Source organism: Alkalicoccus daliensis, assembly GCF_900103955.1.
Lineage (GTDB): Bacteria > Bacillota > Bacilli > Bacillales > Salisediminibacteriaceae > Alkalicoccus > Alkalicoccus daliensis.
Genome location: NZ_FNIL01000004.1, coordinates 109,456 through 134,245 on the forward strand (window position 1 = coordinate 109,456; position 24,790 = coordinate 134,245).

At 40.1% G+C, this 24,790-nt stretch carries 19 protein-coding genes; 3 read left to right on the top strand and 16 right to left on the bottom strand.

Translation table 11 applies throughout. From position 1 onward, the window contains the following. Positions 1-220 precede the first annotated feature (220 nt). Positions 221-811, top strand: a complete 591-nt coding sequence (locus BLP92_RS08570) for a TetR/AcrR family transcriptional regulator (protein WP_090842535.1) — start codon at positions 221-223, stop codon at positions 809-811. A gap of 111 nt (positions 812-922) precedes the next feature. Here BLP92_RS08570 and BLP92_RS08575 read toward each other — a convergent pair whose 3' ends face one another. The 5 genes from BLP92_RS08575 to BLP92_RS08595 form a co-directional block, all read right to left on the bottom strand. Then, positions 923-2,308 (bottom strand): MDR family MFS transporter, encoded by a 1,386-nt coding sequence (locus tag BLP92_RS08575; RefSeq protein ID WP_090842536.1) that lies wholly within the window; start codon positions 2,306-2,308, stop codon positions 923-925. A 554-nt stretch (positions 2,309-2,862) separates the two neighbouring features. Beyond that, on the bottom strand, positions 2,863-3,705 hold the full coding sequence (locus BLP92_RS08580) for an alpha/beta hydrolase (RefSeq protein ID WP_090842537.1): 843 nt from the start codon (positions 3,703-3,705) through the stop codon (positions 2,863-2,865). A 31-nt stretch (positions 3,706-3,736) separates the two neighbouring features. After that, positions 3,737-5,200: a gluconokinase gene (locus BLP92_RS08585; RefSeq protein WP_090842538.1), complete on the bottom strand. Its 1,464-nt coding sequence runs from the start codon at positions 5,198-5,200 to the stop codon at positions 3,737-3,739. A 307-nt stretch (positions 5,201-5,507) separates the two neighbouring features. Further along, a complete protein-coding gene (locus tag BLP92_RS08590) occupies positions 5,508-7,064 on the bottom strand; it encodes an amidase family protein (protein ID WP_090842539.1) in 1,557 nt (518 codons plus the stop codon). A gap of 146 nt (positions 7,065-7,210) precedes the next feature. After that, the gene (locus BLP92_RS08595) at positions 7,211-8,539 is read right to left on the bottom strand and encodes a TrkH family potassium uptake protein (RefSeq protein ID WP_090842540.1); all 1,329 of its coding nucleotides are present in this window, start codon (positions 8,537-8,539) and stop codon (positions 7,211-7,213) included. Positions 8,540-9,244: 705 nt separating this feature from the next. On the opposite strand from BLP92_RS08595, the gene BLP92_RS08600 reads away from it, so the two are divergent. After that, a complete protein-coding gene (locus BLP92_RS08600; protein ID WP_090842541.1) occupies positions 9,245-10,420 on the top strand; it encodes a pyridoxal phosphate-dependent aminotransferase in 1,176 nt (391 codons plus the stop codon). 203 nt (positions 10,421-10,623) lie between these two features. Here the strand turns inward: BLP92_RS08600 and pdxA are convergent, their stop codons facing one another. From pdxA to BLP92_RS08655, 11 genes are all read right to left on the bottom strand, one after another. Next, complete coding sequence (gene pdxA / locus BLP92_RS08605; protein ID WP_090842542.1) at positions 10,624-11,631, bottom strand: 4-hydroxythreonine-4-phosphate dehydrogenase PdxA; 1,008 nt, start codon at positions 11,629-11,631, stop codon at positions 10,624-10,626. A 60-nt stretch (positions 11,632-11,691) separates the two neighbouring features. After that, positions 11,692-12,993, bottom strand: coding sequence for a TRAP transporter large permease (locus BLP92_RS08610; RefSeq protein ID WP_090842543.1), 1,302 nt, complete (start codon positions 12,991-12,993; stop codon positions 11,692-11,694). After that, positions 12,990-13,499 carry a TRAP transporter small permease gene (locus BLP92_RS08615; RefSeq protein ID WP_090842544.1) on the bottom strand — a complete coding sequence of 170 codons (510 nt, stop codon included), beginning with the start codon at positions 13,497-13,499 and terminating at the stop codon, positions 12,990-12,992. The genes BLP92_RS08610 and BLP92_RS08615 overlap by 4 nt, the downstream gene beginning before the upstream one ends. Positions 13,500-13,618: 119 nt before the next feature. Further along, positions 13,619-14,710, bottom strand: a complete 1,092-nt coding sequence (locus BLP92_RS08620) for a TRAP transporter substrate-binding protein (protein ID WP_090842545.1) — start codon at positions 14,708-14,710, stop codon at positions 13,619-13,621. Between the two features lie 44 nt (positions 14,711-14,754). Beyond that, positions 14,755-15,843: a sialidase family protein gene (locus tag BLP92_RS08625; RefSeq protein ID WP_090842546.1), complete on the bottom strand. Its 1,089-nt coding sequence runs from the start codon at positions 15,841-15,843 to the stop codon at positions 14,755-14,757. Between the two features lie 50 nt (positions 15,844-15,893). Further along, positions 15,894-16,652 carry an SDR family NAD(P)-dependent oxidoreductase gene (locus BLP92_RS08630; RefSeq protein ID WP_090842547.1) on the bottom strand — a complete coding sequence of 253 codons (759 nt, stop codon included), beginning with the start codon at positions 16,650-16,652 and terminating at the stop codon, positions 15,894-15,896. Positions 16,653-16,696: 44 nt separating this feature from the next. After that, positions 16,697-17,965: a four-carbon acid sugar kinase family protein gene (locus tag BLP92_RS08635; RefSeq protein ID WP_090842548.1), complete on the bottom strand. Its 1,269-nt coding sequence runs from the start codon at positions 17,963-17,965 to the stop codon at positions 16,697-16,699. Positions 17,966-17,976: 11 nt separating this feature from the next. After that, positions 17,977-19,146, bottom strand: coding sequence for an iron-containing alcohol dehydrogenase (locus BLP92_RS08640; RefSeq protein WP_090842549.1), 1,170 nt, complete (start codon positions 19,144-19,146; stop codon positions 17,977-17,979). 12 nt (positions 19,147-19,158) lie between these two features. Next, positions 19,159-20,040, bottom strand: a complete 882-nt coding sequence (dapA, locus tag BLP92_RS08645; protein WP_090842550.1) for a 4-hydroxy-tetrahydrodipicolinate synthase — start codon at positions 20,038-20,040, stop codon at positions 19,159-19,161. Between the two features lie 203 nt (positions 20,041-20,243). Further along, positions 20,244-22,082, bottom strand: coding sequence for a sigma-54-dependent Fis family transcriptional regulator (locus BLP92_RS08650; protein ID WP_175444228.1), 1,839 nt, complete (start codon positions 22,080-22,082; stop codon positions 20,244-20,246). A gap of 257 nt (positions 22,083-22,339) precedes the next feature. Further along, positions 22,340-23,263, bottom strand: coding sequence for an AEC family transporter (locus BLP92_RS08655; protein ID WP_090842552.1), 924 nt, complete (start codon positions 23,261-23,263; stop codon positions 22,340-22,342). Between the two features lie 557 nt (positions 23,264-23,820). Here BLP92_RS08655 and BLP92_RS18260 point away from each other — a divergent pair. Further along, positions 23,821-24,729 carry a methyl-accepting chemotaxis protein gene (locus BLP92_RS18260; RefSeq protein WP_090842553.1) on the top strand — a complete coding sequence of 303 codons (909 nt, stop codon included), beginning with the start codon at positions 23,821-23,823 and terminating at the stop codon, positions 24,727-24,729. The last annotated feature ends 61 nt before the right edge of the window (positions 24,730-24,790 follow it).

Genomic DNA, 24,790 nt, shown 5'->3' on the forward strand with positions numbered 1-24,790 from the left:
ATTCTCTCCGTTTCTTTGTCGGTGGATTCCTTTTGTTCTTGCAGATTTTCCTGTATGTAAACACCTCAACCTAAAATCCAACAACCTGTTGTCTTAAAAAATACTATCATAGCAATATCAAGGTATCAAACAACAAATAAAGCTTAAGTGTTGGTTCAAATAAAGTTTTTATTGTAACCAACACCCTGTTGTGTAATAATTTTCACCAGAGGTGATCGGCATGAAAAAAAAGCCTGAATCAACAATGCAGACAAAACAAAAGATTATAGAAGCTTTTTGGGAACTTTACTGTAACAAATCGATTGAAAAGATAACGGTAAAGGAGATTACAGAAAAAGCAGGATATAACCGCGGTACGTTTTATGTATACTTCAAAGATGTATATGATGTGCTGGAACAGATTGAAGCGTCGCTTCTCCCTACAGAAGAAGAGTTCGATGAATTGTTTCAATGCCATGTGCATAATATGAGTCTGGAGAAAAATTCTTCCCAATTTTATGAAATGTATCAGCAGCATGGAGAAAAACTGATCGTCCTCCTCGGTCCGAACGGAGATCCTCATTTTGCGCACCGTATTAAAGAAACGGTCAAAGGCTACCTGATGAAAACAATGGATCATTTATCGGAAAAAGACAGAATCAAATTTGACTATATTTTAGAATACGAGCTTTCTGCCAGATATGCGCTTATGAACAGATGGTTTGAAAACAAGGACCTTCCGCTTGAAGAATTTGCTGCTCTTTTCTACCATATTTCTACGAACGGCACCTTTAATACGTTTCAGTCTATTGTAAATAAAACGAAGCAGTAATTTTCCTTTGAGGAGGCAACAAAAAAGGGTCCCGATAAAGGGTCCCTTTTACTTTGTAAGTGAGGCTTTTATTTATGGTACAGTTTGCGGCTGATAAATTCATCAGTCGTTTCATTTTCTCACAGGATTTTTTATAAACATGGAAATAATAAAGCCAATAAACGCAAGACCTGTGGCCACCCAGAAGGAAATGTTTACTCCCTGGATCATTGCCTGGTTTGCAGTTACACCATTTGCTGCGGAAGACGCACCGACTGTCATCATCGTTACGAGAAACGCCGTCCCGATAGAGCCGCCTACCTGGCGCAGTGTATTATTCATCGCAGTGCCGTGGGGAATTAACCGTTCAGGCAGCTGATTGAGTCCAGCCGTTGTGATCGGCATCATTACCATCGCAAGGCTCAGCATACGAAATGCGTGTACTGTCGCCATATACGCAAAGGATGTATCTTCCGTGAGCCTTGTGAATAAGAAGGTCATCACGGTAAGAAGCCCCATCCCTGAAATTGAGAGCCATCTGGCACCCACTTTATCAAAAATACGCCCGGTGATCGGATTCATAATCCCCATCAGCAATGCTCCCGGCAGCAGCATAAGTCCGGACTGAAAAGCACTGAATCCAAGCATATCCTGCATATAAATCGGCAGGATGGTTGCTGCGCCGATCATTGACATGAAAAGTACAATCCCGATAATGTTGGATAAAGTGAAAATGCCGTAGCGGAACACCTTAAATTCCAGAATAGGCTCCTTCAATCGAAGCTGACGAAGAATAAACCACGTGAGTGAAATACCGCCAATAATCATCGAAGCAATAACTTCTCCGCTCACCCAGCCTGCAGCTCCGGCGCTGCTGAATCCATACAGGAGCCCGCCAAAGCCGAAGGTGGAGAGCATTATAGACACAATATCCACCTTAGGAAAAGTCTGTTTCGTTACATTTTTTAAAACGAAATAAGCAGCGATTAAATCAAGCAGCGCAATAGGAAGTACTATGTAAAAAAGAGCTCTCCACGGATATTGGTCAACGACCCACCCGGAAAGTGTCGGACCGATTGCTGGTGCAAAAGCAATCACCATACCAACGAGTCCCATTGCCTGTCCACGTTTTTCCACTGGAAAAATCATAAAAAGCACCGTCTGCATCAGCGGAATCATAATTCCTGCACCGCTAGCCTGGACAATGCGTCCTAAAATAAGAATTTCAAAGTTAGGGGAAACAGCCGCGATCAACGTTCCTGCAGCAAAAAGCCCCATTGCCGTCATAAACAGCTTTCTCGTTGTAAATTTTGCGATTAAAAAAGCGGTAATCGGAATCATAATTCCGTTCACCAGCATGAAAATTGTGTTCAGCCACTGAGCAGTGTTGGCATTAATTCCGAGATCTCTCATAATTGGGGGAATCGCTGTAACGAGCAGCGTCTGATTCAATATCGCTACGAACGTTCCCGTTAATAAGACCGCAACAAGCGGTACTTTGTTTATATTTTCCGGCACGGCAGTTCTCCCCTGTTCACGTCCCCGTTTGGAACTTCTTCCTTAAGTTTATCATAGCTTAATTATGTAGAGAGACGAAAGGAATCTGCTTTACACCATAAGAGACAGCGTATCTTCAAAGACGTTTTAGATAAAGGCTCTGTTAAAGCTAGTGTTGATATAAGAAAGGTACGCCTAAGGCTCTTTTTTCTTCGCTTGCCGCGGAGAAATCCTTCAGCTATCCCTTCCTTGCGTCCGGGATGATCTTCACGCTTTCTTTTTTCGCAGGCGTCTTGAAAAATCACCTTGGCTTCGTTTTTTATAGAGAAGAAAGTATGAAAAAAACAGTCCCTCTCTTTTGTTTTACAAAGGAAAGAACGAAACGAAAACCGGCGGACGCCTGTGGAAGAAGGATGTCGGAAGATCCCGGAAGACGTTAGTCTACCCGGAGATCTCCTCCACGGCAGGTCAGTTGCAGCGAAGTCTTCTATTATTATCAACACTGAACATTAACAGAGCTTAGATAAAAAAGAAGGCGTTCCGGAACTTTTCCGAGAACGCCACTCAGGAACTATTTAACTTTCTTCCGGTAAAAAAGCACGGATAGCATCCCAAAATTCGGTGTTCACATGCATATCGTTGTGTCCTCGGTTCGGAATCCACACTGTCTCAGCTCCTCCCTCTCTCTGCGCAAGAAGGGCCCGCGTCCGTTCTCCCGGGATCACTTGATCCTCTTCTGCAGCAATCACGAGAAGCGGAGCTGATATATCGTTAATTTTTTCTTCGGACGGAAAGGTATAGCGAAGCAGCAAACTCACCGGGAGAAACGGATAATGATGCCCAGCCACTTCTTTAAAAGAATCGAACGGAGAGACGAGAATCACATTATCCGCGGTCCTTTCTGCAGCTGTATTTACGGCAACAGCGGTACCGATACTTCTTCCCATCACCGCCAAAGTTTCTATCGGATACTGCGCCTGAATTTCATCATGAATCAGCAGGGCATCCTCATACATTTTTTCTTCATCCAGACTTCCTTCACTCGCCCCATAGCCGCGGTAATTCACGAGCAGTACAGACCAGTTTTCCAGATGTTCTGACATCATGGGAATCTGCCCGGAAAGTTCTTCTGCATTTCCGCCGTAATAAATCAGCAGCCGGTTCACTTCTGCCTCCGGGGAAGCATGCACGAGCCAGCCGTGCAGTGCAGTTCCATCTTCCGCAGTAAAGGAAATTTCTTCTGCATTCGGGTAGCTGTCTGCCACTCTTTGTACTTCTTCTTCTGTCATCGTCTGCGGATAAAAAATAAGACGTTCCTGAAAAAAATACAAAAGTCCAAGCAGGAAAATCGCAAGAAGACCGGCGATTCCCGCGCCTGTGATCCATTTATTATGAAAAACAGCCAGTATACTCAGCATGCTTCCCGCCTCCTTTCAAAAATTCATCCAATTAAGCTTCAATTGTTTTTAATGCCTCGTATATCTTTTTGTATCGGGAGAAAATTTCACGGTACGTCTGATACGCTTCTGTATCAAAGACAATTTTCTCTTTCATCGGAATAGAACTTGTAATATCTTCGTAGGAAGAAGTGATTCCAGCTGCCATCATACTGCACCATGCTGCGCCCCAGGCAGAGCTCTGGTAAGAAACCGGAAGAGATAATTCACTCCCGAATATGTCAGCTGTAATCTGCAGCCAAAGGGGAGAACGGGAAAACCCTCCACTTGCGTAAAGTGCTTTTTCTCCATCTTCAACAATCGTTTCGAGATGTTCAAATACTTCGCAGACACTGAAAATAACACCTTCCAGTACTGCCCGGGTGAAATGCTTTTGTTCATGCTCAATCGATAGTTGGACAAAGCTTCCTTTGGCGCCAGGATCCCAGATTGGCGCACGTTCCCCCTGCAGATAAGGTAGAAATATAGGGTTATGCACATCGACCGGTACGTCTGCTGCTTCTTGCAGAAGCGTTTCCAGATCTTTTTCTTTCATTGCTTTTTGAAGCCATTGCAGCGCAATACCGCCATTATTCGTTGGACCGCCGACGACCCACATACCTTCGTCAAAAGCGTAGCAGAACGTCTGCTGGTTATCACCCAGCGCGGGTCTGCTGGTAATTTGACGGACGGCTCCGCTTGTCCCGATCGTCAGTGCAGTTTCCCCGGGCTGAAGCGCTCCAATTCCAATATTCGCTAATGCTCCGTCACTTCCGCCAGCTGCGAAAACGACACCTTCCGGCAGACCAGCTTTTACTCGGATATCCGGACCAAGTTCCGGCAAAATGTACGTGGGAGCTACTGCTTTTGATAATCTTCCTTCTCCAATTTCCAACATTTCCAGAAGTTCTGCATCCCATGTTTTCGTATGAATATTAAACATTCCTGTCGCCGAGGCAATAGAGTAATCGACGACTTCTGCTCCAAACCAGCGGCGCAGAAGAAATTCTTTCACAGATACAAACGCAGCACTTTCCTCATACAGCTTCGGTTCATTCTTTTTCAGCCAGAATAACTTCGTGAGCGGCGACATTGTATGAACCGGTGTTCCTGTCCGCTGATAGATTGCGCCAGCCTGCCCGGAATTTAAGAGCTCTTCAGTTTCCAGTGTACTTCTTGTATCTGCCCAGGAAATAGAATTGCTCAGCGCCTCCCCCTCTTCATCTATACAAATCAGTGTATGCATGGCAGCGGAAAATCCGGCTGAGACTACATGATACTTTTTTGTATCCAATCTGCTTAACGCCTTAAGCGCCGCTTTCTCTATTTCATACGGGTCCTGTTCTGAGCACCCGCGAAACGAATGAATCAAATCGTAACCTTCCTCTGCTTCATCCACGCACTCCCCGGTGTGCGTAAACAATACAGCCTTTGCACTCGTTGTTCCTATATCCAATCCGATTGAACACGCTTCCATATTTAACCTCCAGCATCTGTGTTTTTATAAGATGCTTCACCGCACCTTAAAAAATCTCCTGCCCTTTTTACGTTTCCTTCTGCCTCTTCAGTATAAGCTACAAGTCAAAATCACACAGCTGGAAACTGGATTTATAAAGTATTTCTATCCTTTCAACAGGTTCTCCTGACAACAGTTTTAGATTTTCTATAAAGATCTTTGCTTAAAAATGCAGGCGTTCTTTACTTTTATGTATTATGAAAAGCTTGAGTCCCCAAATTTAGGAGACTCAAGCTTGTTGCTTTATTGGTTATCAAGCTGCTTGTTTTTACAGCACTGGTGCTTTTCTTTTTTTGGTCGCCTGCTCATAGGCATAAGCAAGTTCAATCAGCTTTGGTTCACTGAATGCCTTCGCACTGAAGGTAACGCCCACCGGCATTCCTTTTTTCGTATAGCCGGCCGGCACAGTAATAGATGGATAACCCGCTTTTGCCGGAATTGCTGCTCCCAAGTTGTTTTCGAACAGCAGGGCGTCCAGCATATGCTCTTTCATTACTGCATCAATCCCCTGCGTTCCAGCATTTCTAACGTCTTTCGCCCGATGTTCCAGATACGTTGGATCTTCAGGATCTCCGCTCATTTTATCGGACTGCTCCAGAAGCTTTTGCCCAAAAGGCAGCATTACCTTTGCGTTGCTTTTATTATAAGCAATCAATTCCTGAAGTGAAGAAACCGGCACTTTGTCAGAAGTGTTCCTGAGATACTCATCCATACTCAGCTTCATTTCATACCAGAGAACTTTCGATTCAAAGTCTTCGTTTGGAACCTTCACTTCTTTAATCACTGCCCCCGCGGCTTCCATATCTTTTATCGCTTCTTCCATTACTTTTCTTTCCTGTGAGCTTTTTTTACTGAAGAAAGATTTATCTACGCCAATGACTGCTCCCTTTAATCCATCTTTGTTCAAATTCTTAGTATAGTCAAACATGGCACATCCCTGACTCAGCTGTGTCACCGGATCTTTTTCATCAATTCCGGTCATTGTGCCAAGAGCAATCGCAACATCCGTTACCGTTCGGGCCATTGGCCCAGCTGTATCCTGGCTTTTGGCAAGCGGGATAATCCCCCCGCGGCTGATTAAACCAACTGTCGGCTTAATGCCAACAATAGAATTGGCACTCGCCGGGCTGAGAATTGAACCGGAAGTTTCTGTTCCTATGCTTACTACACCGAAGTTCGCTGCGATCGCAGCGCCCGATCCGGAACTGGATCCTCCGACACTGCCTGCTTTGAAATCTTCCGGTCCGTAAGGATGCAGCACCTGGCCAGCTATACTGCTGTAGCCGCTCGGCGCTTTATCAGACATAAAATATGCCCATTCACTCATGTTCGTTTTCCCTAAAATTACTGCTCCTGCTTCCCGCAGTTTTTTCACAAGGAAGGCATCTTCTTCTGTAAAGTTATTCTCCAGCGCAAGGGACCCTGCCGTTGTCGGCATATTCACTCTCGTTTCAATATTATCTTTTAACAGCACCGGGATACCATGCAGCGGCCCCGTCACTCCTTTTTTCCTTTCTTGATCCCGCTTACGGGCAATATTCATTGCATCAGGATTGATAATTCTTATGGAATTAATGTTCGGGCCTTTCTGATCCAGCGTTTCTATTCTTTTTATATAGTGCGCTGTCAGCTGCGCAGAAGTGAGGTCACCTCTGTCAAACGCCTGGTGAATATCTGAAATCGTCGCTTCTTCTATAGAAAACCCACTTTGCTGCTCCTCCTGCTCTTCGCGGAAAGATTTGTACGTGGAATACGCTTTTTTTGCCGGTACAATAGCGGCTGCCACTCCAACTGCAGTTCCTGCAAGTATTGCTTTACGATTCATGCTGATCTCTCCTTTTCCTTAGTATCTTCGGTGAAAAATATCCCTCTTTATCTGTAACCTATCTTCCCGGCTGTAAAACCAGTTGTTACAGAAATACCCTCAGCTTAAAAAAGAGAAGCTAACTTTACTTTCAGCAGCATAAGGAACTATCCCGTAAAAACGTCTCCTTTCGGATATCGGATAGAGTGCACTTCGGTTTTCGCAAGTGAAAAAGCAAGTGTCACTGGACCGATCCGCCCCACGATCATAAGAAACATAATAATAATTTTTCCGGGGAGTGACAGTTCGGCAGTGATTCCCATAGAAAGTCCCACGGTGCCGAATGCAGAAAACGCTTCAAACATTAATGCAAAAAAAGGCAGCTCTTCTGTCACTGCCAGCAGAAAAATGCTGAAGGTAACCAGTATTAAGCTCATCACTACTATGGCCAGCGCCCGCATCACTACCTGATCCGGAATGGTCCGTTCGAAGGCTACCGTTTCTCTGCTTCCTTTTAAATACGCTGCGACTGCAAGAAGAATGACAACAAATGTAGTCAGCTTAATTCCGCTTCCTGTAGAAGCACTACCGGCTCCGATAAACATCAGTACCATAATCAACAGCAGAGAAGCAGGTTCCATACTGCCAATATCCAGTGTATTAAAACCAGCGGTGCGGGGTGTCACCGCCTGAAAATACGATGCCCAGAGCCTGCCTGCCATCTCCAGCTGCCCTAAAGTTTCCGGATTGTTGTACTCGAGGACGAAAATGAAAAACATCATAGCAATGTTTAACACCAGGGTGCCCAGCAGCATAATTTTTGAATGCAGAGAAAGCAGCCGGAATTTTCTCGTATGCAGCAGATCGTAAATTACCGTAAATCCGATACCCCCGGTAATAAATAAAGCGGTAATAGTCAGGTTGATCAGCGGGTCCGCAGCATATGCCATCAGACTATCGCTGCGCAGTCCAATGCCCGCATTATTAAAAGCGGAAACGGAATGAAAGGCGCTCATAAACAGCCCATCGCCCCAGCCATACTCCGGCACCCAGCGCCACGCGAGCAGTAACGCTGCAATTCCTTCTATGGAAAAGGAAAAGAAGAGCAGCATTTTTGCGAGCCGGATCATTCCTCCCGTCGTCGGCTGATTAAAAGATTCCTTTACAAGCATACGCTCCCGCAGTCCTATCTTTTTACCCAGCGCGAGGACAATCAGTACGGCAAATGACATTAATCCAAGCCCTCCCAGCTGGATCAGAACCATCAGTACCAGGTGACCCATCCTGTTGAAAACTTCACCTACATCCACTGTCACAAGACCTGTTACTGTCGCGGCAGAAGTAGCAGTAAATAAAGCATCTACGAAAGATACCGATTCCTTTGCAGTAAATGGAAGATATAAAAGCAGCGTACCGATCACTATAATCCAGATAAATCCTGCAGCTAAAAATTGAGGAGGTGTTAATCGTTTGACCCGTCTGCGGATCCCTCTCATTACCAAGCCCTTCTTTCCTGTCGACTTATTTAATGTCAATAATTTACTCCTTTTAATGCGGGCTGTCAATTTAATTTTTCACTGGTAAAACCTATTCCTATCCCTTTCACAGCGTTTTGAACAAATATATTACATAATCCTGTCCAGATTTTTATATCCTGACAGAATTTGCAATTATCAGTCTTTATTCTTTACAATAAAGAGACTAACATGAAAAGAAAACACTTTTGAGAATGGAAGAGTTCTTATTGCTGTTCCACTTTCAGCGATTGCTTGCTGGAGGGCTTGTCTTCGTTCCACAGCAGAGCGAGTCTTTATTGCCTAACGTACAACTTTATGCAGAACCACTATAAAATGGCTACCTTGAAAATAAAAGTTCCGCTAGAAAGAAGTAATACTGCTGCTTCACTTTCGGAGAGGCTTACCCAAGGGCTTGTTCTCGACTAATTTTGACGGAAAGAACGTCCGCCAAAATGGATTCTCCAACTGCGCTGATCCTTTGGGTGTCCTCTCCTTCGTTACACAGCAGTATTAATTTCCATACTTCATGGTGCAAAAATTTTGCATGAGTGTCTCTGTAAAAATTAATTATGCTGTTTTGCCGTTCCGCTCTCGGTGAAGGCTTACCGGAGGGATGTTTCTCATTAGATTAGTCGCAGAATTTCTTCTGCATGAGCGATTACATATGAAAAGGCGGGTGACTTTGTGGTAAAACAATTTGAACCATCTCATACTTTGCAGCGGCTGCCGGAGCAGTTTTTTGCACAGCTGGTAAAGAAAGCGCAGAAGCTGAAGGAAGCAGGGCATGACGTCATTAATCTCGGACAGGGAAATCCTGACCTTCCTACTCCCGATGCAATTGTCGATAAGCTGCAGGAAGCTGCAGCACGGCCGAAACATCACAAATATCCTCCCTTTCGCGGACAGCCGTTTCTCAAGCAGGCCGTCTGCGATTTTTATCAAAGAGAATATGGGGTGATGCTGGATCCAGAAACGGAAGTAGCTGTGCTTCCCGGGGCAAAGACAGGGCTTGTGGAATTGAGCCAGTGTCTTTTAAACCCGGGGGATAAAGCGCTGCTCCCGGATCCAGGGTATCCCGACTATATGTCTGGAATCGCGCTGGCGGATGCAACCCCTCTGTTCATGCCGCTCCGTGCAGAAAACAGCTTTCTGCCTGATTATGCTGCGCTGAACGGCGAAGACAAACAAGCTGCGAAATTAATGTTTCTTAATTATCCGAACAACCCTACGGCAGGGACTGCTTCTGCTTCCTTTTTTGAAGAAACAACGGCTTTTGCACAAAAGCACGACATTTGCGTATGCCATGACTTTGCATACGGAGCGATTGGTTTTGACGGAGAAAAACCACGGAGTTTTCTGCAGACGGAAGGTGCGAAGGATATTGGCATCGAGATCTATACTCTCTCAAAATCATACAATATGGCAGGCTGGCGTATTGCATTTGCTGTAGGAAATCCGTCGGTAATTGAAAGCATCAATTTACTCCAGGATCATATGTACGTCAGTGTTTTCGGCGCTGTACAGGAAGCAGCTACAGAGGCGCTGCAGGGCTCACAGGAAAACGTGAAAGAGCTCGTCGCCGTCTATGAACAGCGGCGGAATACACTGGTAAGCAGCCTTCGGGACATCGGCTGGGACGTTCCTTCTCCGAAGGGCTCCTTTTTTGCCTGGCTGCCGGTGCCGGCCGGGTTCCGTTCTGAAGAGTTCGCTGACCTGCTGCTTGAAAAAGCACATGTTGTGGTGGCCCCTGGCACCGGGTTTGGAAAAAGCGGAGACGGCTATGTGCGTGTCGGGCTCGTTGCGCCGGAGGAATTGATGAAAGAGGCAGCTGCGCGCATTGGGAAGCTTGGGTTGTTTTGATTTTTTGATCACAGCTGAATTTCTTTTAGATTCACATGTGATTATATTTTCCAGCAGACTGTTGACGGTTAGGTTTCAATATTTAATTCTTTATGATAAAAGGATGGATTAGAGTCTTCACTGTTTTAAATATCGGCTAATAAAAATTGCAGGTACACCTATAGAGGGATACCTGCAATTATCTATTGTATGATTTTTTATTTTCACGAAAGTACGGAAGGGGATAATTCTATTGCGTCCTTCAATGCTGCAATTAAGGAATCTTCACTTGCAATGTTTTTACCAGCAATGTCAAAAGCTGTCCCGTGGTCTACACTTGTTCTTATAATAGGAAGGCCGACCGTGATATTTACGCCTGCTTCAATCCCAAGAACTTTTATGGGTCCGTGGCCTTGGTCATGATATTGTGCTACTACAATATCAAAATCTCCTCTTTTTGCCCTGAAAAATAATGTATCCGCAGGCAATGGGCCTGTGACATCAATTCCTTCTTCTTCGGCTTTTTTTACTGCCGGTATTATTTTCTCCTCTTCTTCTCTGTTACCAAATAATCCGTTTTCCCCTGCATGAGGATTAATGCCACATACACCAATCCTTGGACTGGCATAGCCTGCTTTTTTTAGAGTCTCATCTGCCAGTTTGATTACTGAATACTGTCTTTCTACGTCAATCTTATTAATTGCATCTATAAGCCCCATATGGGTAGTTACGTGAATAACTTTTAACCCTGGGGCAGATAACATCATGGCAAAGTTATCGGAGTTCGTCAGGTCTGCTAATATTTCAGTGTGCCCTGGATATAAGTGACCCGCTTTATGCAGAGCTTCTTTATTCAAAGGAGCAGTGCAAATACTTTGGATACTTTTTTCATTTGCCAAAGAGATAGCTTTTTCTAAATATTGAAAGGCAGCTTCTCCTGCATCTTTGGAAACTTCACCAAACGGCAGGTCAGCAGGTACATTTCTCATATCGATCACATCAATGGTACCGTAAGAAAACGCTCCTTTCTCTGGCATTTCAACTGCATTTAATTCTTTCTCAGTGCCAGTTACTTTTAAAGCCTTCTTTAGTCTTTCTTTGTCTCCTACTACCAACGGTCTACATTCTTCATACAAATCTTTATGGTCAAGTGCTTTGACTATGATTTCAGGACCTATTCCTGCAGGATCTCCCATTGTTATAGCCACGATAGGTTTTTCAGTTCGTTTCATTATCTTACCTCCAACAATCTATTTATCTCAGAAGATGATATTTAAAAATCCTGCCACCCACTAGTCCATCATTAAATCTGGCAGGAATGTTACGATTTCCGGAAAAACAATGATTAAAAGAATAGATAATAGGTAGACGCCTACAAAGATCAGAATATGCGGCAGCATCTTTAATACGTTCGTACCCGCAACTTTTGCTGCTAATAGGCTTGATAGCCCATATGGTGGTGTAACCGTGCCTAATCTAATTGACATAACTGTTACAATACCCGCTACTACTGGATTGATTTCTAACCCTTGCATTACAGGGAGCAGTAGAGGCACAAAAATGAGCATTGCAGAGTTTGGCTCCATGAAGGTTCCCAATACAACGTAAAGCAAAACAAGCATTAATAAGAAAACGAAAGCACTTACATTGTTAGTTAAAAGAAACTCAATCAGCGGATCCATTGTCTGATAATATGTGAGCACCCATGACAGCAGTGCTGCTGCAGCAATTAATATATAAATAGTCGCTGAATCCAATGTTGCTCTTTTCGTAACTTCAACATATTTCTTTACATTACGCTGCTTTTTAATAAAAAATGCTACGAACACAACATATACTACAGCAATACTCGCTGCTTCTGTCGCTGTAAATACTCCACTCATGATACCAACTATAACTACGAGGAATAAGCTGATAGGAAAGATACTTTTCTTAAGAGCTGTTAATTTTGATAATTTCTCATCGTTGCTTAACCCGATCATTTCATTATCAATAGGTCCCACATCATTCTTTGATGCGTAATAATAAGCATAGCCCATCTGCGTAAAACCAATTAATATTCCCGGAATAATTCCGGCCATAAATAATGCAGCTACAGATGTCTGAGCCAAAGCCCCGTATACGATCAATAAAATACTCGGTGGAATAATTGAGCCGATTGTCGATGAAGCTGCCGTCACAGTTGCAGCAAATTCTCTGCTGTAGCCTGCTTTGATCATCGCCGGAATGAGTATCTTACCTAATGAAGCTACATCTGCCACTGAGGAGCCAGAAATAGCACCAAAAAAGATACTCGTAATAATATTCATATGAGCCAGGCTTCCCTTTGCTTTTCCAACCAATGCTTTCGATATATAAATCAGATCATCAGTTACTCCAGTTAAATTCATGAGTCCGCCTGCGAAAATAAAAAGAGGAATTGCTAACAACGTGAAGCTCGAAAGGGAAGCAATCATTACAGAACTCGCCTGTGTCAAACTTACCATCGGTTCGAATATCAGAGGAATTGACGAAGCAATAACAATACTGAATACTACTGGCACACCCAGAAGCAAGCAGAAAAAGAAAATTGCTACAATAGAAAGTAAAATCATTCTTTATTCACCTCGTTAGGACCATCTCTCCAAATATCTTTGAAATTTAATAAATGGAAGTAAAGCATGAATATAGAGCCTATAAGAAAAGCAGAATAATAGTAAGTTAAAGATGGTCGAAAAGGAAGAAAACTGATCGATACTAGTTCTGTTCTGTTTAACCCTGCATCAAATGCAGCGAGTCCAATGAAAAGCAGAATTATTACTCCCGCAAGAGTTAATATATATACAATAACTTCCTTTATTTTCGCGAGTCGTTTACTCAAATATTCAGTGAAAATATCAATTTCAAGGTGTTGTTTTTCTTTGATTGCAATAGCCGAACCCATAAATACCAGCCACATAATGCAAAACTTTCTTATTACTTCGATTTCTGGAATTGAATATGAAAAAACATAACGCGCTATAACTCCTGTAAAAAGAGCCAACGTAAGTGTAATCATTGTAATAACATTGATTGACTCTGTAACATATTTAAGCGTTGCATTTATCTTCTTAAATATCATATTATCCCTTCGTCCATTTAATTATTTGGTTCATTTGTCTTACTCGTCCATTCTACGTTTTCTTTATATAATTTGGGCTGTCTTTTCTTTTATAAAAGAAAAGACAGCCTTCTTACGAATTAGTTAAAAATCTCTTCCATTTCATCCACTACACCGTGCTCTTCTGCAATTTCATGCATTTGCTCGCGGGAAATTTCAATGAATGCTTCTCTGTCTGGATTCGTAAATGTGATATCGAATTCTGTTTCTAAAGTTTCCATATCTTCTTCTGCCTGTTCAAATGCCATTTGGATATACTCCGGCTGGACAGTTTCTGAAGCTCTGGAAATCGCTTCTTTATGCTCTTCATCAAGCTCTTCAAATCTTTCTCCGTTCATTACGACAAAGCCAAGCGTCAGGTTATGCTGAGTACGTGCTACATAATCTGCTACTTCTCCGAAGCGCTGCTCAATCATGGCATCCAGGCTGTTTTGTGAACCGTCTACTACACCAGTTTGTATTGCTGTATATACTTCATTGAAATCTATTGTAGTAGGGTTCGCACCTAGACTTCTCCACCACTCCATCTCCGTCGCAGACCCCCCGCTTCTCATATCTTCTCCCTGAAGGTCTTCATGTGATTCAATCGGGAAGGTACTGATGATATTTCTTTCCAGTCCACCTGCATACATTACGGTTTCAAGCCCTGGATTTTCTCTCAATAAATCTTCAAAATAAGAAAGGGAATCACCTTCGTTTACTACAGTTTCAAAATGTTCTTGATCCTCAAAAAGATAATTTGTTGCTAAAACATCAAATACAGGTTCATGCTCTGCAAACCATCCGGAGTCAGAGTAAATAATATCGATGTCCCCTGAAATAACTGACTGGTATAAACTTGATGCATCTCCCACTTGACCGCCGGTGTGCACCGTAACTTCAATCTCGCCGTTGCTCTCTTCGTTAATTTCTTCCGCAAAGGCCGTTAACGCTTGAGCCAACAAGGCGTCCCCTGGGTTTATCGTTGCCGCTACCAAGGAAACTTCAGCATCTCCCGTTTCATTATTACTTTCATTATTTGCTGCTTGATTGCCATTGTTATTCTGACCAGCGCTTGCTTCTTCGTCATTGTTGCCATCACCATTACACCCAACAAGCATAGCTCCTGCGCCTACTATAAATAATCCCTGAATAGATCGACCAGCAAAAGAATTCGTGAAATAATTTTTCATAATAATTACCTCCTGATTTTTAAAAAAATTTTCTTTGGCACCTCTTACTTTTTGATCCACTCTTTAGATAGCTGAACATGTCGGATCCATTTTCTTAAATAGGTGAACGAAATGTGAAGCTCGTCATCTTTTTCAACAATGGAAGGATACGAAAACTCTGGTTCCTCAATATCTTCACTGAGATCTTCTTTACTGATCACTTTCTTTTTATAGCTCCATGTGATTCCCTCATCTTCTGAAAGCGCAAGCGTTAACGGAGATCTTACAACTCCCCATATTGAGGTAGCTTCTTTTTCATCGCCTGACTTCACAGTTTCCATATCGGCTTTATCAAACCATGGAGGCCTGTTCTCTTTAGGGGGATTCTCCGCTGCATTAGTGTCATTAAAAATCAGCATCAGATTTCCATTCTCAAGCCGTAAAGATTGAATTGATGCATTATTGTTTACTAACTCAGTCTTTACTGGAGCAGTCCACGTTTTGCCTTCGTCAGATGAGCTCGTTGTATAAACATAGTCTGCCTTACGACTTCTGAAAAAACCTACAAGTTTATCGGATGCTTTTACAATACTCATATGAACCAGCCCTTCACTTTCTGGCACTTCATATTCTTTCCAAGTTTCACCATGATCCTCTGATATTTTCACTACGCTATGGTCACTTCCTAAGAATCCTGACTTTGATTTTTTACTGTAATAAGCAGGCAATATGATTTTATCACCAATAAGCAAAGGAGGATTCCTTACAAAAGAGCCCGCTTCACCAAACAGAGTTTCTGCTTCACTCCATGACTCTCCCTCATCTTTTGATATTCTGCACTTAACGACAGCAGAATCTTGATGAATAAGATTCTGGGCCGTATAGAGCATCCAAAGATCTCCATTTGTGTTTTTAAACAAAATAGGGTTCTGTTCGGATTTTTCAGGGTCACCTTTTAAGACTATCGGTTCATTCCATTCACTTTTTTGGTTTTCTAAACGGGAAACCAGAATTGAAATGTCCGGCTTTCCTTCCCTTGACCCTCCGAACCAGGCACATAGAAGATCTCCATTGTCCAGCACCATTAAGTTTGAAGCGTGATTATGAGGAAAGGGGGATTTAATATCATTGACTCGATTGAAAGTGTTGTTCATTTTGTTAACCACCTCACTGATAATTAGATTTATTTTAGTCTTTCGATATATCAATTCATAAAAGATCCTCCATTTATATTAATAGTTTCTCCTGTAACAAAATCTGATAAAGAAGAAGCTAAATATAAAACTGAATCAGCTATATTCTGTGGTGTTCCTAACCTATTCAACGGAATCCCAGCTAAAGCTCTAGCTCTATATTCTTCTGTCCATTGCTGTGTCATCTCTGTCTCTACCGGTCCTGGACAAACACCATTTACATAAATGTTATCTTGGGCAAATTCATTCGCTAAATGCATGGTCAGATAATTAATCGCTGCTTTTGATGCTCCATAAGCCGGCGAAGCATTTTGATGTGGAGTTTTAGAAGCTTTAGAACTCATATTAATAATTTTTCCTGACTGAGCTTTTACCATATGAGGCAGCGCTGCCTGGCAAAAATATAAACTTGCATTTAAATTAATATCTATTACTTTTTTCCATTCAGCAATGGACATGTCTAACGTAGAACTACGCATGTTAATACCTGCATTATTTACTAAAATATCTATCTTCTGAAAAGTATCTAAGGTACACTGAATTACTTTTTTAGCTGTTTTTGGATCTGCTGCATCTCCAGTGACAATAAAACATTTACTGCCTGTTTCTTCTATTTCTTTTGCTACTTCATTTAAAGTATCGGCGTCTCTTCCATTAATAATTACTGACGCTCCATGGTTAGCCAGAGTAACTGCTATTGCTCTTCCTATTCCTCTTGAAGCACCTGTTACAATTGCCGTTTTATTTTCCAGCAGTGGTTCTTTATTCATAATATTTTTCACCCAGCTTTCTTTAAGAGGGTACTAATACTACTTCAACCCGTTGCATATCTAAACCTGTTAAGCGCTTTCAACATTACGTCTTGCGAACCAAAGCTTCCCGCTTTTGTAATCACATGCATTTTTTTATAAGAATCTACTGAACAGATCGGTACTCCCGCTTCCAATTCGTCAAGAAGAATAAGTCTGCTAACTCCTAGCTTTTTCATTACCTGATATGCAGTTTCTCCACCAGTAAGAAACAAGCACTCCACTCCTAAGTTTTCTACTAGGTGTAATGCATATTCTCCCAAGATACGAGAAAATTCTAAGCTTGCTTCCTCTTTCGTTCTTCCGGTCATTTCGCAGAAAACTTCACTTTGCTTTATATCTGTGGAAGAATACAATACTATGTCCTTTTCATTCTTAAATGCTTGGTTTGTAACAGCTATAATTCTATTTTTTTCATCTTCATCAAATTCTTTTGTAATACTAACCTCAATTGCTTCTACAGCCTCACTTTCCAGTAAATTATTAAGCTGCAATCTTCCATGCTTGCTCATACTTCCAATTACGAAGAGTTTGGGACCTTTACTTTCTATTTTCACTTCTTTTTTTTCTTCTTTTTTCAGACCAAATGTTTCCGGAATATAGTTAAGAAGTCCAGCTGACCCTGCACATATAATTTTATATGGCTGTATGTGAAGAAACTCAGCAATTTTCCTTAAATCCTCCTCATGCAGGCTGTCCACCGTTATATAGTGAATCCCTCTTCTTTTGAATTCTTTCAGCTTTTTTCCTAATTTTTCTCTACCTGCGTTTATATCTTCTGAGAAAAGATGTGCCACTTCTTTTTCAGTCTGTTTTTCCACAATTGTTTTTATATCTGATTCCAGAATTGGATTAGTAGGATCCGCTGCTACTTCTGACTGATGAAGAAGTGTTTTATTCAACATATGATAGCCATTTATAATTTGCCTCCCGTTCGCAGGGTGGCCTGGGACTACAAATATAAAATCTGGTAAATAATAATCATATAAAGCGTTGATTTCTGCTCCTATATTGCCTCTCATAGTAGAATCGATTTTTTTATAAATAAAAGACGAATTGTAGTCCCTTTTTAAGCTTCTGCAGAACGTGAGAACTCTTTCGTACGCCTTCTCAGGCGTTAGTTCCCGGGAGTCTGTGTTTACTACAATGGTAGAAATCTCATTATTGTCATTTTCCAGGTTCAGTACTACCGAAGGCTTCAAGTTATAATCAACCAACTGCACTCCGGTGTCGCATGCTCCAGTAAGATCGTCGGCTATGATAGTAAAGTTCATGGGTTTCTACCTCAATCAAGTAATTTACGATATAAATTTTTAATATCATCGAGCGAAAGTGCCACTGGATTATTGTCTAAGAGTCTGGTGACTTTTGATGCTGAAACTGCAAGATCTTCAATATCATCTTCAGTAACTCCGTATTCACTCAAATCTTGCGGAATATTCAACAGTTTGATCCACTCTTCAATCTGACGGATAACCTTAAAGGAAATTTCTTCAGCAGAATCTTTTTCTTCATATACTTTCATCGCCTGAGCTACAAGCTTCATGCGTTCATCCGGAATAGAGCTTAAATTAAAAGACATAACATGGGGAAGAAGCATAGAATTCGCAACCCCATGAGGGATATTAAATTTTCCACCCAGTGGGTACGCTAAGGCATGAACTGCAGCGGTTCCAGCACTTGTTAAAGCCATGCCTCCATACATGGAACCCACAATCATTTTCTCACGTGCTTCCAGTGACTTTCCATTATCATAGGCTTCAACAATACTGTCACTTATCAATCGGATTGACTCAAGAGCGAACATATCACTGAGTTTATTTGCTTTATTAGAAATAAATGATTCTATTGCGTGTGTATAAGCATCCATTCCAGTTGCCGCCGTAATTGGTTTAGGCAACCCAAGGGTCAACTGCGGATCTACTACCACAAGCTGCGGTAGCAGATGTCTGCTTACTAAGCCAACTTTCAGTTCTTGTTCTGGAATAGTGACAATTGCGTTAGGAGTAACTTCTGACCCTGTGCCTGCTGTCGTAGGAATTAAAGCAGTCGGAATCCCAGGCAGTTTAACTTCTGCAGTATCAAGCATTTCTTTTAAAGTTTCTTTATTGGTCTTCAGAACAGATAGAAGTTTTGCAGCATCCAGGACACTGCCTCCCCCCACCCCAATAATGTAATCAAACTTTTTTCCTTTTAGATCATCTGCAATTTCCTGAATACTTTCTATAGTTGGTTCCGGGAGGACATTTGCTACAGTTTCCACTGAAGCATCAAGTTTCTCTAATTGCTTGTTTACGTTCTCTAGCAGTCCGATATCAATAAGACCATCCTGAGTAACTAGCAACACAGATTTTATAGAAGGATTGAAAACTGAGAGCTTATCCGATAAAGTTTCAACAGAATTTTTTCCGGATACGATGAGATCTGCCGTTTGAAATTGATAAATATCCAACATATGATTCAACACCTATCTTTTAGATTTATTAACAATCTTCGTTAGTTCCTCTTCTAATTCACCACTTACTTCAAATACCGGAGAGCGGGGAGGACCAACGGGTGTCCCTTTAATTTCCAGCATCTTTTTATAAACAGCTGGTACAGTCGCTTTTGTAGAAGCGTTGCGGATGCTTCTGAGCTGTTCCTGCGCTTTTTGAGCTTTCTCGAAGTTTCCTACTTTCCAGTGATCGTAAATTGAAAGTGCTATTTCAGGAAAGATATTTGCCGTTGCTGCAACCGCTCCGGAACCTCCCGCCATTAAAGTCCAGTATATTAAGGAATCTGCTCCCGCCATAACCGAGAAATCATCGTCTGTTGCCTCAATATATTGAAGAATGTTGTCAAAGTTACCGCTGCTATCTTTAATACCTTGAATATTTGGAATTTTCGAAAGTTCCTTAACTGTCTTTGGCAGCAGTGAAACACCTGTCCGTGATGGCATGTTGTATAAAATTATTGGAAGGCTGACAGCTTCTGCAATTTTTTCATAGTGCTTAATCAGCTCCTGCTGGGAGGGCGGATCGAAGTAAGGCGTAATTATAGACAAAACATCTGCTCCAACATCTTCCATCTTCTTTGAAAGTTCTATAACTTCTTTCGTACTGTTTCCCCCTGTCCCAACTGCAACAGGTACCCTTCCATTGACTTCATTTACTACTACGGAGGCTACTTTTATCTTCTCCTCTGCACTTAAATTAAAAAATTCTCCATTTGTGCCAAGAGCGAATATTCCATGAACTCCCGCCTCTATTAATTCATTTACAAGCTGGCGCGTTACTTCCTCATTTACTTCTTCTTCTTTAGTAAGTGGGGTTAACAACGCAGGTACTATTCCATTAAGCAAATATCTCATCTCCTTTTAAGCGCTTACAATCTTGTCATTTATTTTTCTGTTAACTCTTAAGTTGAAGTATAAATATAATAGTTTGAATTTTCAACTATAATTTTAAAATAAATTTATTATTAATTTTTATGTTTAATTTTTAAACAATTTTCAAAAAAAAATATAGATATTTAACGTTTTCACGTTAAAACATCTATAAATATTAACTATATTTATTTTTGTTTTCCCATTTTTCTCCAAAGCGTCGACCTGGTAATTCCTAAACGCTTAGCTGTTTTTGATTGATTTCCATTTTCTTCCTTTAACACTTTTTGAATAATTTTATCTTCCAACTCTTCTAAGGTCTGCTTTGGCTCCAGATAAATATATTTATCCATATTGTCCTTGTTGCCGTTTTCATTTATTTCTTCTTTAGTAAACTCAAGGTAGGTTGACTGAGAATTCCTCACCAACTTTCTGATAGTGTTTCTTAACTCGGTGATATTCCCTTCCCAGGAACAATCTAATAAATTCTTTAATGAGTCAGGCTCTATTCCTACAACCTGCTTACCAAATTCTTCGTTAAATTTTAATATAAAAGTGTTTATAATTCCTTCTAAACTTTCTTCTCTGTGCCTTAATGGCGGAAAATAAATCGGATCTTCCGATAACAGCAATAGTAACTCTTTTTCCAACCTCCACTTATTTTCCTCCATGTCCTGCAAATCTCCAATTAATGAAAATATCAGCTGTGCCTTTACCTCTTTTAAACTCTCAAGCAATTTATTCTGCTGAGCTTTAGAAGTTTGGTTGATCCCTCTTAAATGAATAACAGATTTTTTACTTTCTTTTTTTACTAATTCCAACAGTTTGTTGAATTTTTTAGTGTCCGCTTGTTCAATCTCTATTTCAATCACTCGACTCAGATCAAAATTTTCTCTCTTACTGAATAAGTTTACAAACATTCTCTTTCCTGTTCCTTCTTCTCCTATGATCGTCACAGGCTTATTATCCTGCATTAACTTATGGGCAGTTATTTCAGCGTTGCGGTAAATATCTTCTGACATAATATATTGAGGAGTATTTTCCATTTCGGAATGAGAAAAGGTAAACGTGATTCCCGGCTCTTTTTTCCCTGTTACTTTTTTCAGCTGAATATAATGGAGCGTCTGCGCTTCAGGAGAATTAATGCGCCCACTTTGTACATTTATCACTTTCCCAAATTGATTTGTAGCCAGCTGAAAATGAATTAATTGGCTCGCTACCTGTTCTTCTATAATAGTTTTAAAGTAGGAATGTTCAGTGAATAAGGATTTTTTTTCTTTTAAAGAACTAAAATACATAAAGCGTGAAAACACAGAGTTATAGTACTTTATGCTTCCTGCTTCATCTACAAGACATATTCCATCTTCAATACGGTTAATTAAATTCTCATAGATAGTAGCATTAGAACGGAACCGTTGAATTTCTGCATACATTCTCTCAGCATTTTCGAAAGCTTCTCTTACTGACTCCTCGCCTGAAGTAATCAGAACGCCCTGCATACCGAATTCTCCAGCCAGCCTGACTGTCACAGCATCACCTACTATTATTTGTACGTTTTCCTGTTTTAATTTTAAAAGAGTGTCTTTAACTTCTGACTCATCTTGAATTATCTTATAATCAATGTCTATGTTTATTACGTTAGATATTGACTCAAAACTGAAAATAATGTCTCTAAATCCTACCATTCCAATTCTTGTATTATAACTTTTCAGCAGAGTGAGAATTCTTAAAATATCGTACCCAGATATTTTAATGCCGACCACAGGAATATCACTATGTGCCCGGATCACTTTTGCAGTTCCTCCACGGCTTATAATAAAATCAAAACTTTCTCCTTGCTCCTCATAAAAATTAATAAGCTCTAATCCTTGATCTAAATCGGCTTCATGTATAATTAATTGAAACCCGTTCAACTTAGGCTGCATATTTCTGATTAATTCTGCCAGCCCTTTATAAGGAGCAATGACTAATACTTTCACAAAAATCACCACCTGTATTATTATTATACACGTTTTATTTTTTAACAAAAAATTGTTCATTAATAAACTATTATAAAATTACCTACTCTATAAAATATACATTAAAAAAAAGATTCCCTTTTTAGATTATTAAGTTACTCCATTAAACTCCTCTAAAGAAATATCATATTTATTAAATTACGTATTTTGCTTTCAAGTCGGCTCAATCAGCTTAGGTTCAAAATAACTATTCAACACACTTTTAATAATTTTAGATCATACTTAGTCTAAGTAAGTAGTAATATAATAGTTTTTCTAAAATCGTTTCAAGCTAAAAAATTTGATAGATAAATAACAATAGTGACCGTTACTGCACTGATAATTGTGGAAAATAACACTATCTGTGCAGCAAGTTGAGGTTGATTATCGTATTCTTCTGCAATGACCGCACTATTTACCGATGTTGGCATGGCAGAAGCGATAAACAAAACCTGGGCTATAGTTCCATTAATATCAAACAGAAAAATTATTCCTAGAGAAACTAAAGGACCAATTATTAATCTGATTATCAAACTCAGATATATAGAGGATAGCTGTTTCATAAATTTTAACTTTGCTACTTGAGCACCGAGTGTTAGTAGGGCAAGGGAGATCATCGCATCCCCTATGTAAGTAGAAGGAATTATTATTAATTCAGGAAGAGGTACCTTAAAGTAATTTAGAAGTACCCCTGCTAATAAAGCATATATTAAAGGCATTCTAAAATAATTAAGGACAGCTTGGGATTTACTGATTTTTATTGCTTGCAGAGAGAAAATTCCATAGGAAAAAATAAATAAATTTTGTAAAGTCATTAGTACAACCTGCACAGACATAGCATATGGATCACCTTTAAATACAAGATCATTTACTGGAACTCCATAGTTTCCAGCGTTAAAAAACATAGCACTGTTAGAAAGTGTAGTTTTTTCATTTTTGCTTAAATTGATTGCCTTTGAGAGAAACAAGACCATAAAATGCAGAACAGCTACAAGCAATACAAAAAATATAAAAACCTCAATAAATAAGCGTGCCGTGAAATCTGAATTATATAAAGTTATAAAAATAAAACCAGGTACGAAACAATAAATATTTAATTTAGTTAACGTCTTTAAATCCATGTTATGTTTCTTTTGAAGAGCATATCCGATCGCAATCATTACGAAAACTGGTAAAACGATGTCTTTAAGAATAATAAATAATTCTGTCACCCTTATCCTCCTTTAAATAGCACATATTGTTTTTCCAGGAGTTTTAATAATTCATTTTGTGCTTACTCTAATATAAGGCTTAACAAAAGTCTATTTTTAATTTTTCAATATTCCGTATAGTTTTTATAGATTCATTAAACAATGCGAAAGGTCCTCAAGCTGTATACATGTATCAGACTCAAGAAAATCTATTAGCGTCTTATCAAGATACAACTTTCGAAATTTCTATTTTCCTGTAAATTAAATACTATGTCTTTTTGAAGAAATTTACTAAACTTCCACAGAGTTTAAAAAGGATAGGAGAAGCGAAATTATTCTTATACCCTATAAGAAATGTATAGTTACTATAAAGTTATTTTCTAACTTATAAAGTATAATATTTACTTAATTTAGTAAAAAATCTGTGTAAATGACTATCCATCAAAGTTATTAATTTACGTAATATCTAATAAATCATCATTAAAAATACTATTTTCTCGATTGACTTAATTAGAACTTTATACTTAGTTCTTTTTGACTTATCATATAGTTATATTTAATTATATCAGGAGGAAAGTATGACAGTGACTGTACAGGAAATTCAAAATGATTTAATTGTAAGTACGATAGAACAAAATCTTGCGATTATTCGCTTTAACAGGAATCGTGAGGTGGATTATGTAAATGATATTTTTGCAGATGCGATGGGTTATAGAAAAGAAAAAATGATTGGAATGGACCATCAGACGTTTTGCTTTGAGGATTTCACTTCCAGCAGCAGTTATCATAAATTTTGGGAAAGTTTATTCGCAGGAAAACAATTTCAGGATAAAATTGAAAGAAGAAAAGCTGATGGAAAAAAGATAGAGCTTGAGGCCACCTATATGCCGATTTTTGATGAAAATCACAGGGAAGTGATTGGTGTAATGAAGATCGCTACAGATATTACTGTAAGACAGGATGCGGTTACAAACATGGCAGAAGAATTGAGAGAGCTGGCTGAGGACCTGAATCACCGTGCTGAAGAAGGAATTCAGCGCAGTCAAAACCTTTTGGAAAGTATTAATAAAATTGCGGAGGAATCCAGCGGAAACGCCGCAATGTTAACTTCCTTAAACCAGCAGACGGATACTATCAGTGCAATTGTGAAAACAATTAGAGAGATTGCTGCCCAAACGAACCTACTTGCATTAAATGCTGCGATTGAAGCAGCCCGTGCAGGAACACATGGCAGAGGGTTTGATGTAGTAGCGAAAGAGGTCAGAAAGTTATCGCAGCGTGTCGATAGCTCAATTGGAGAAATTAAAGGCGGAATTGACGCAATTACAAAAGAGATTGAGAATATCTCAACCGGTATTACCTCTGTAAAAATAAGCGTAGCGGAAGGACAGGAAAAAATACTTAACACCGTTCATGACTTTCAGGAAATTACTTCTTCTTCTGATCAACTGAAAGACAAATCAAAAAAATTCCTGAAAATCATTTGAATTTAAGATGCAAATTTTCCTCAAAAGGAAGCTGCCTTCTCGGAAAGGCAGCTTCCTTGTT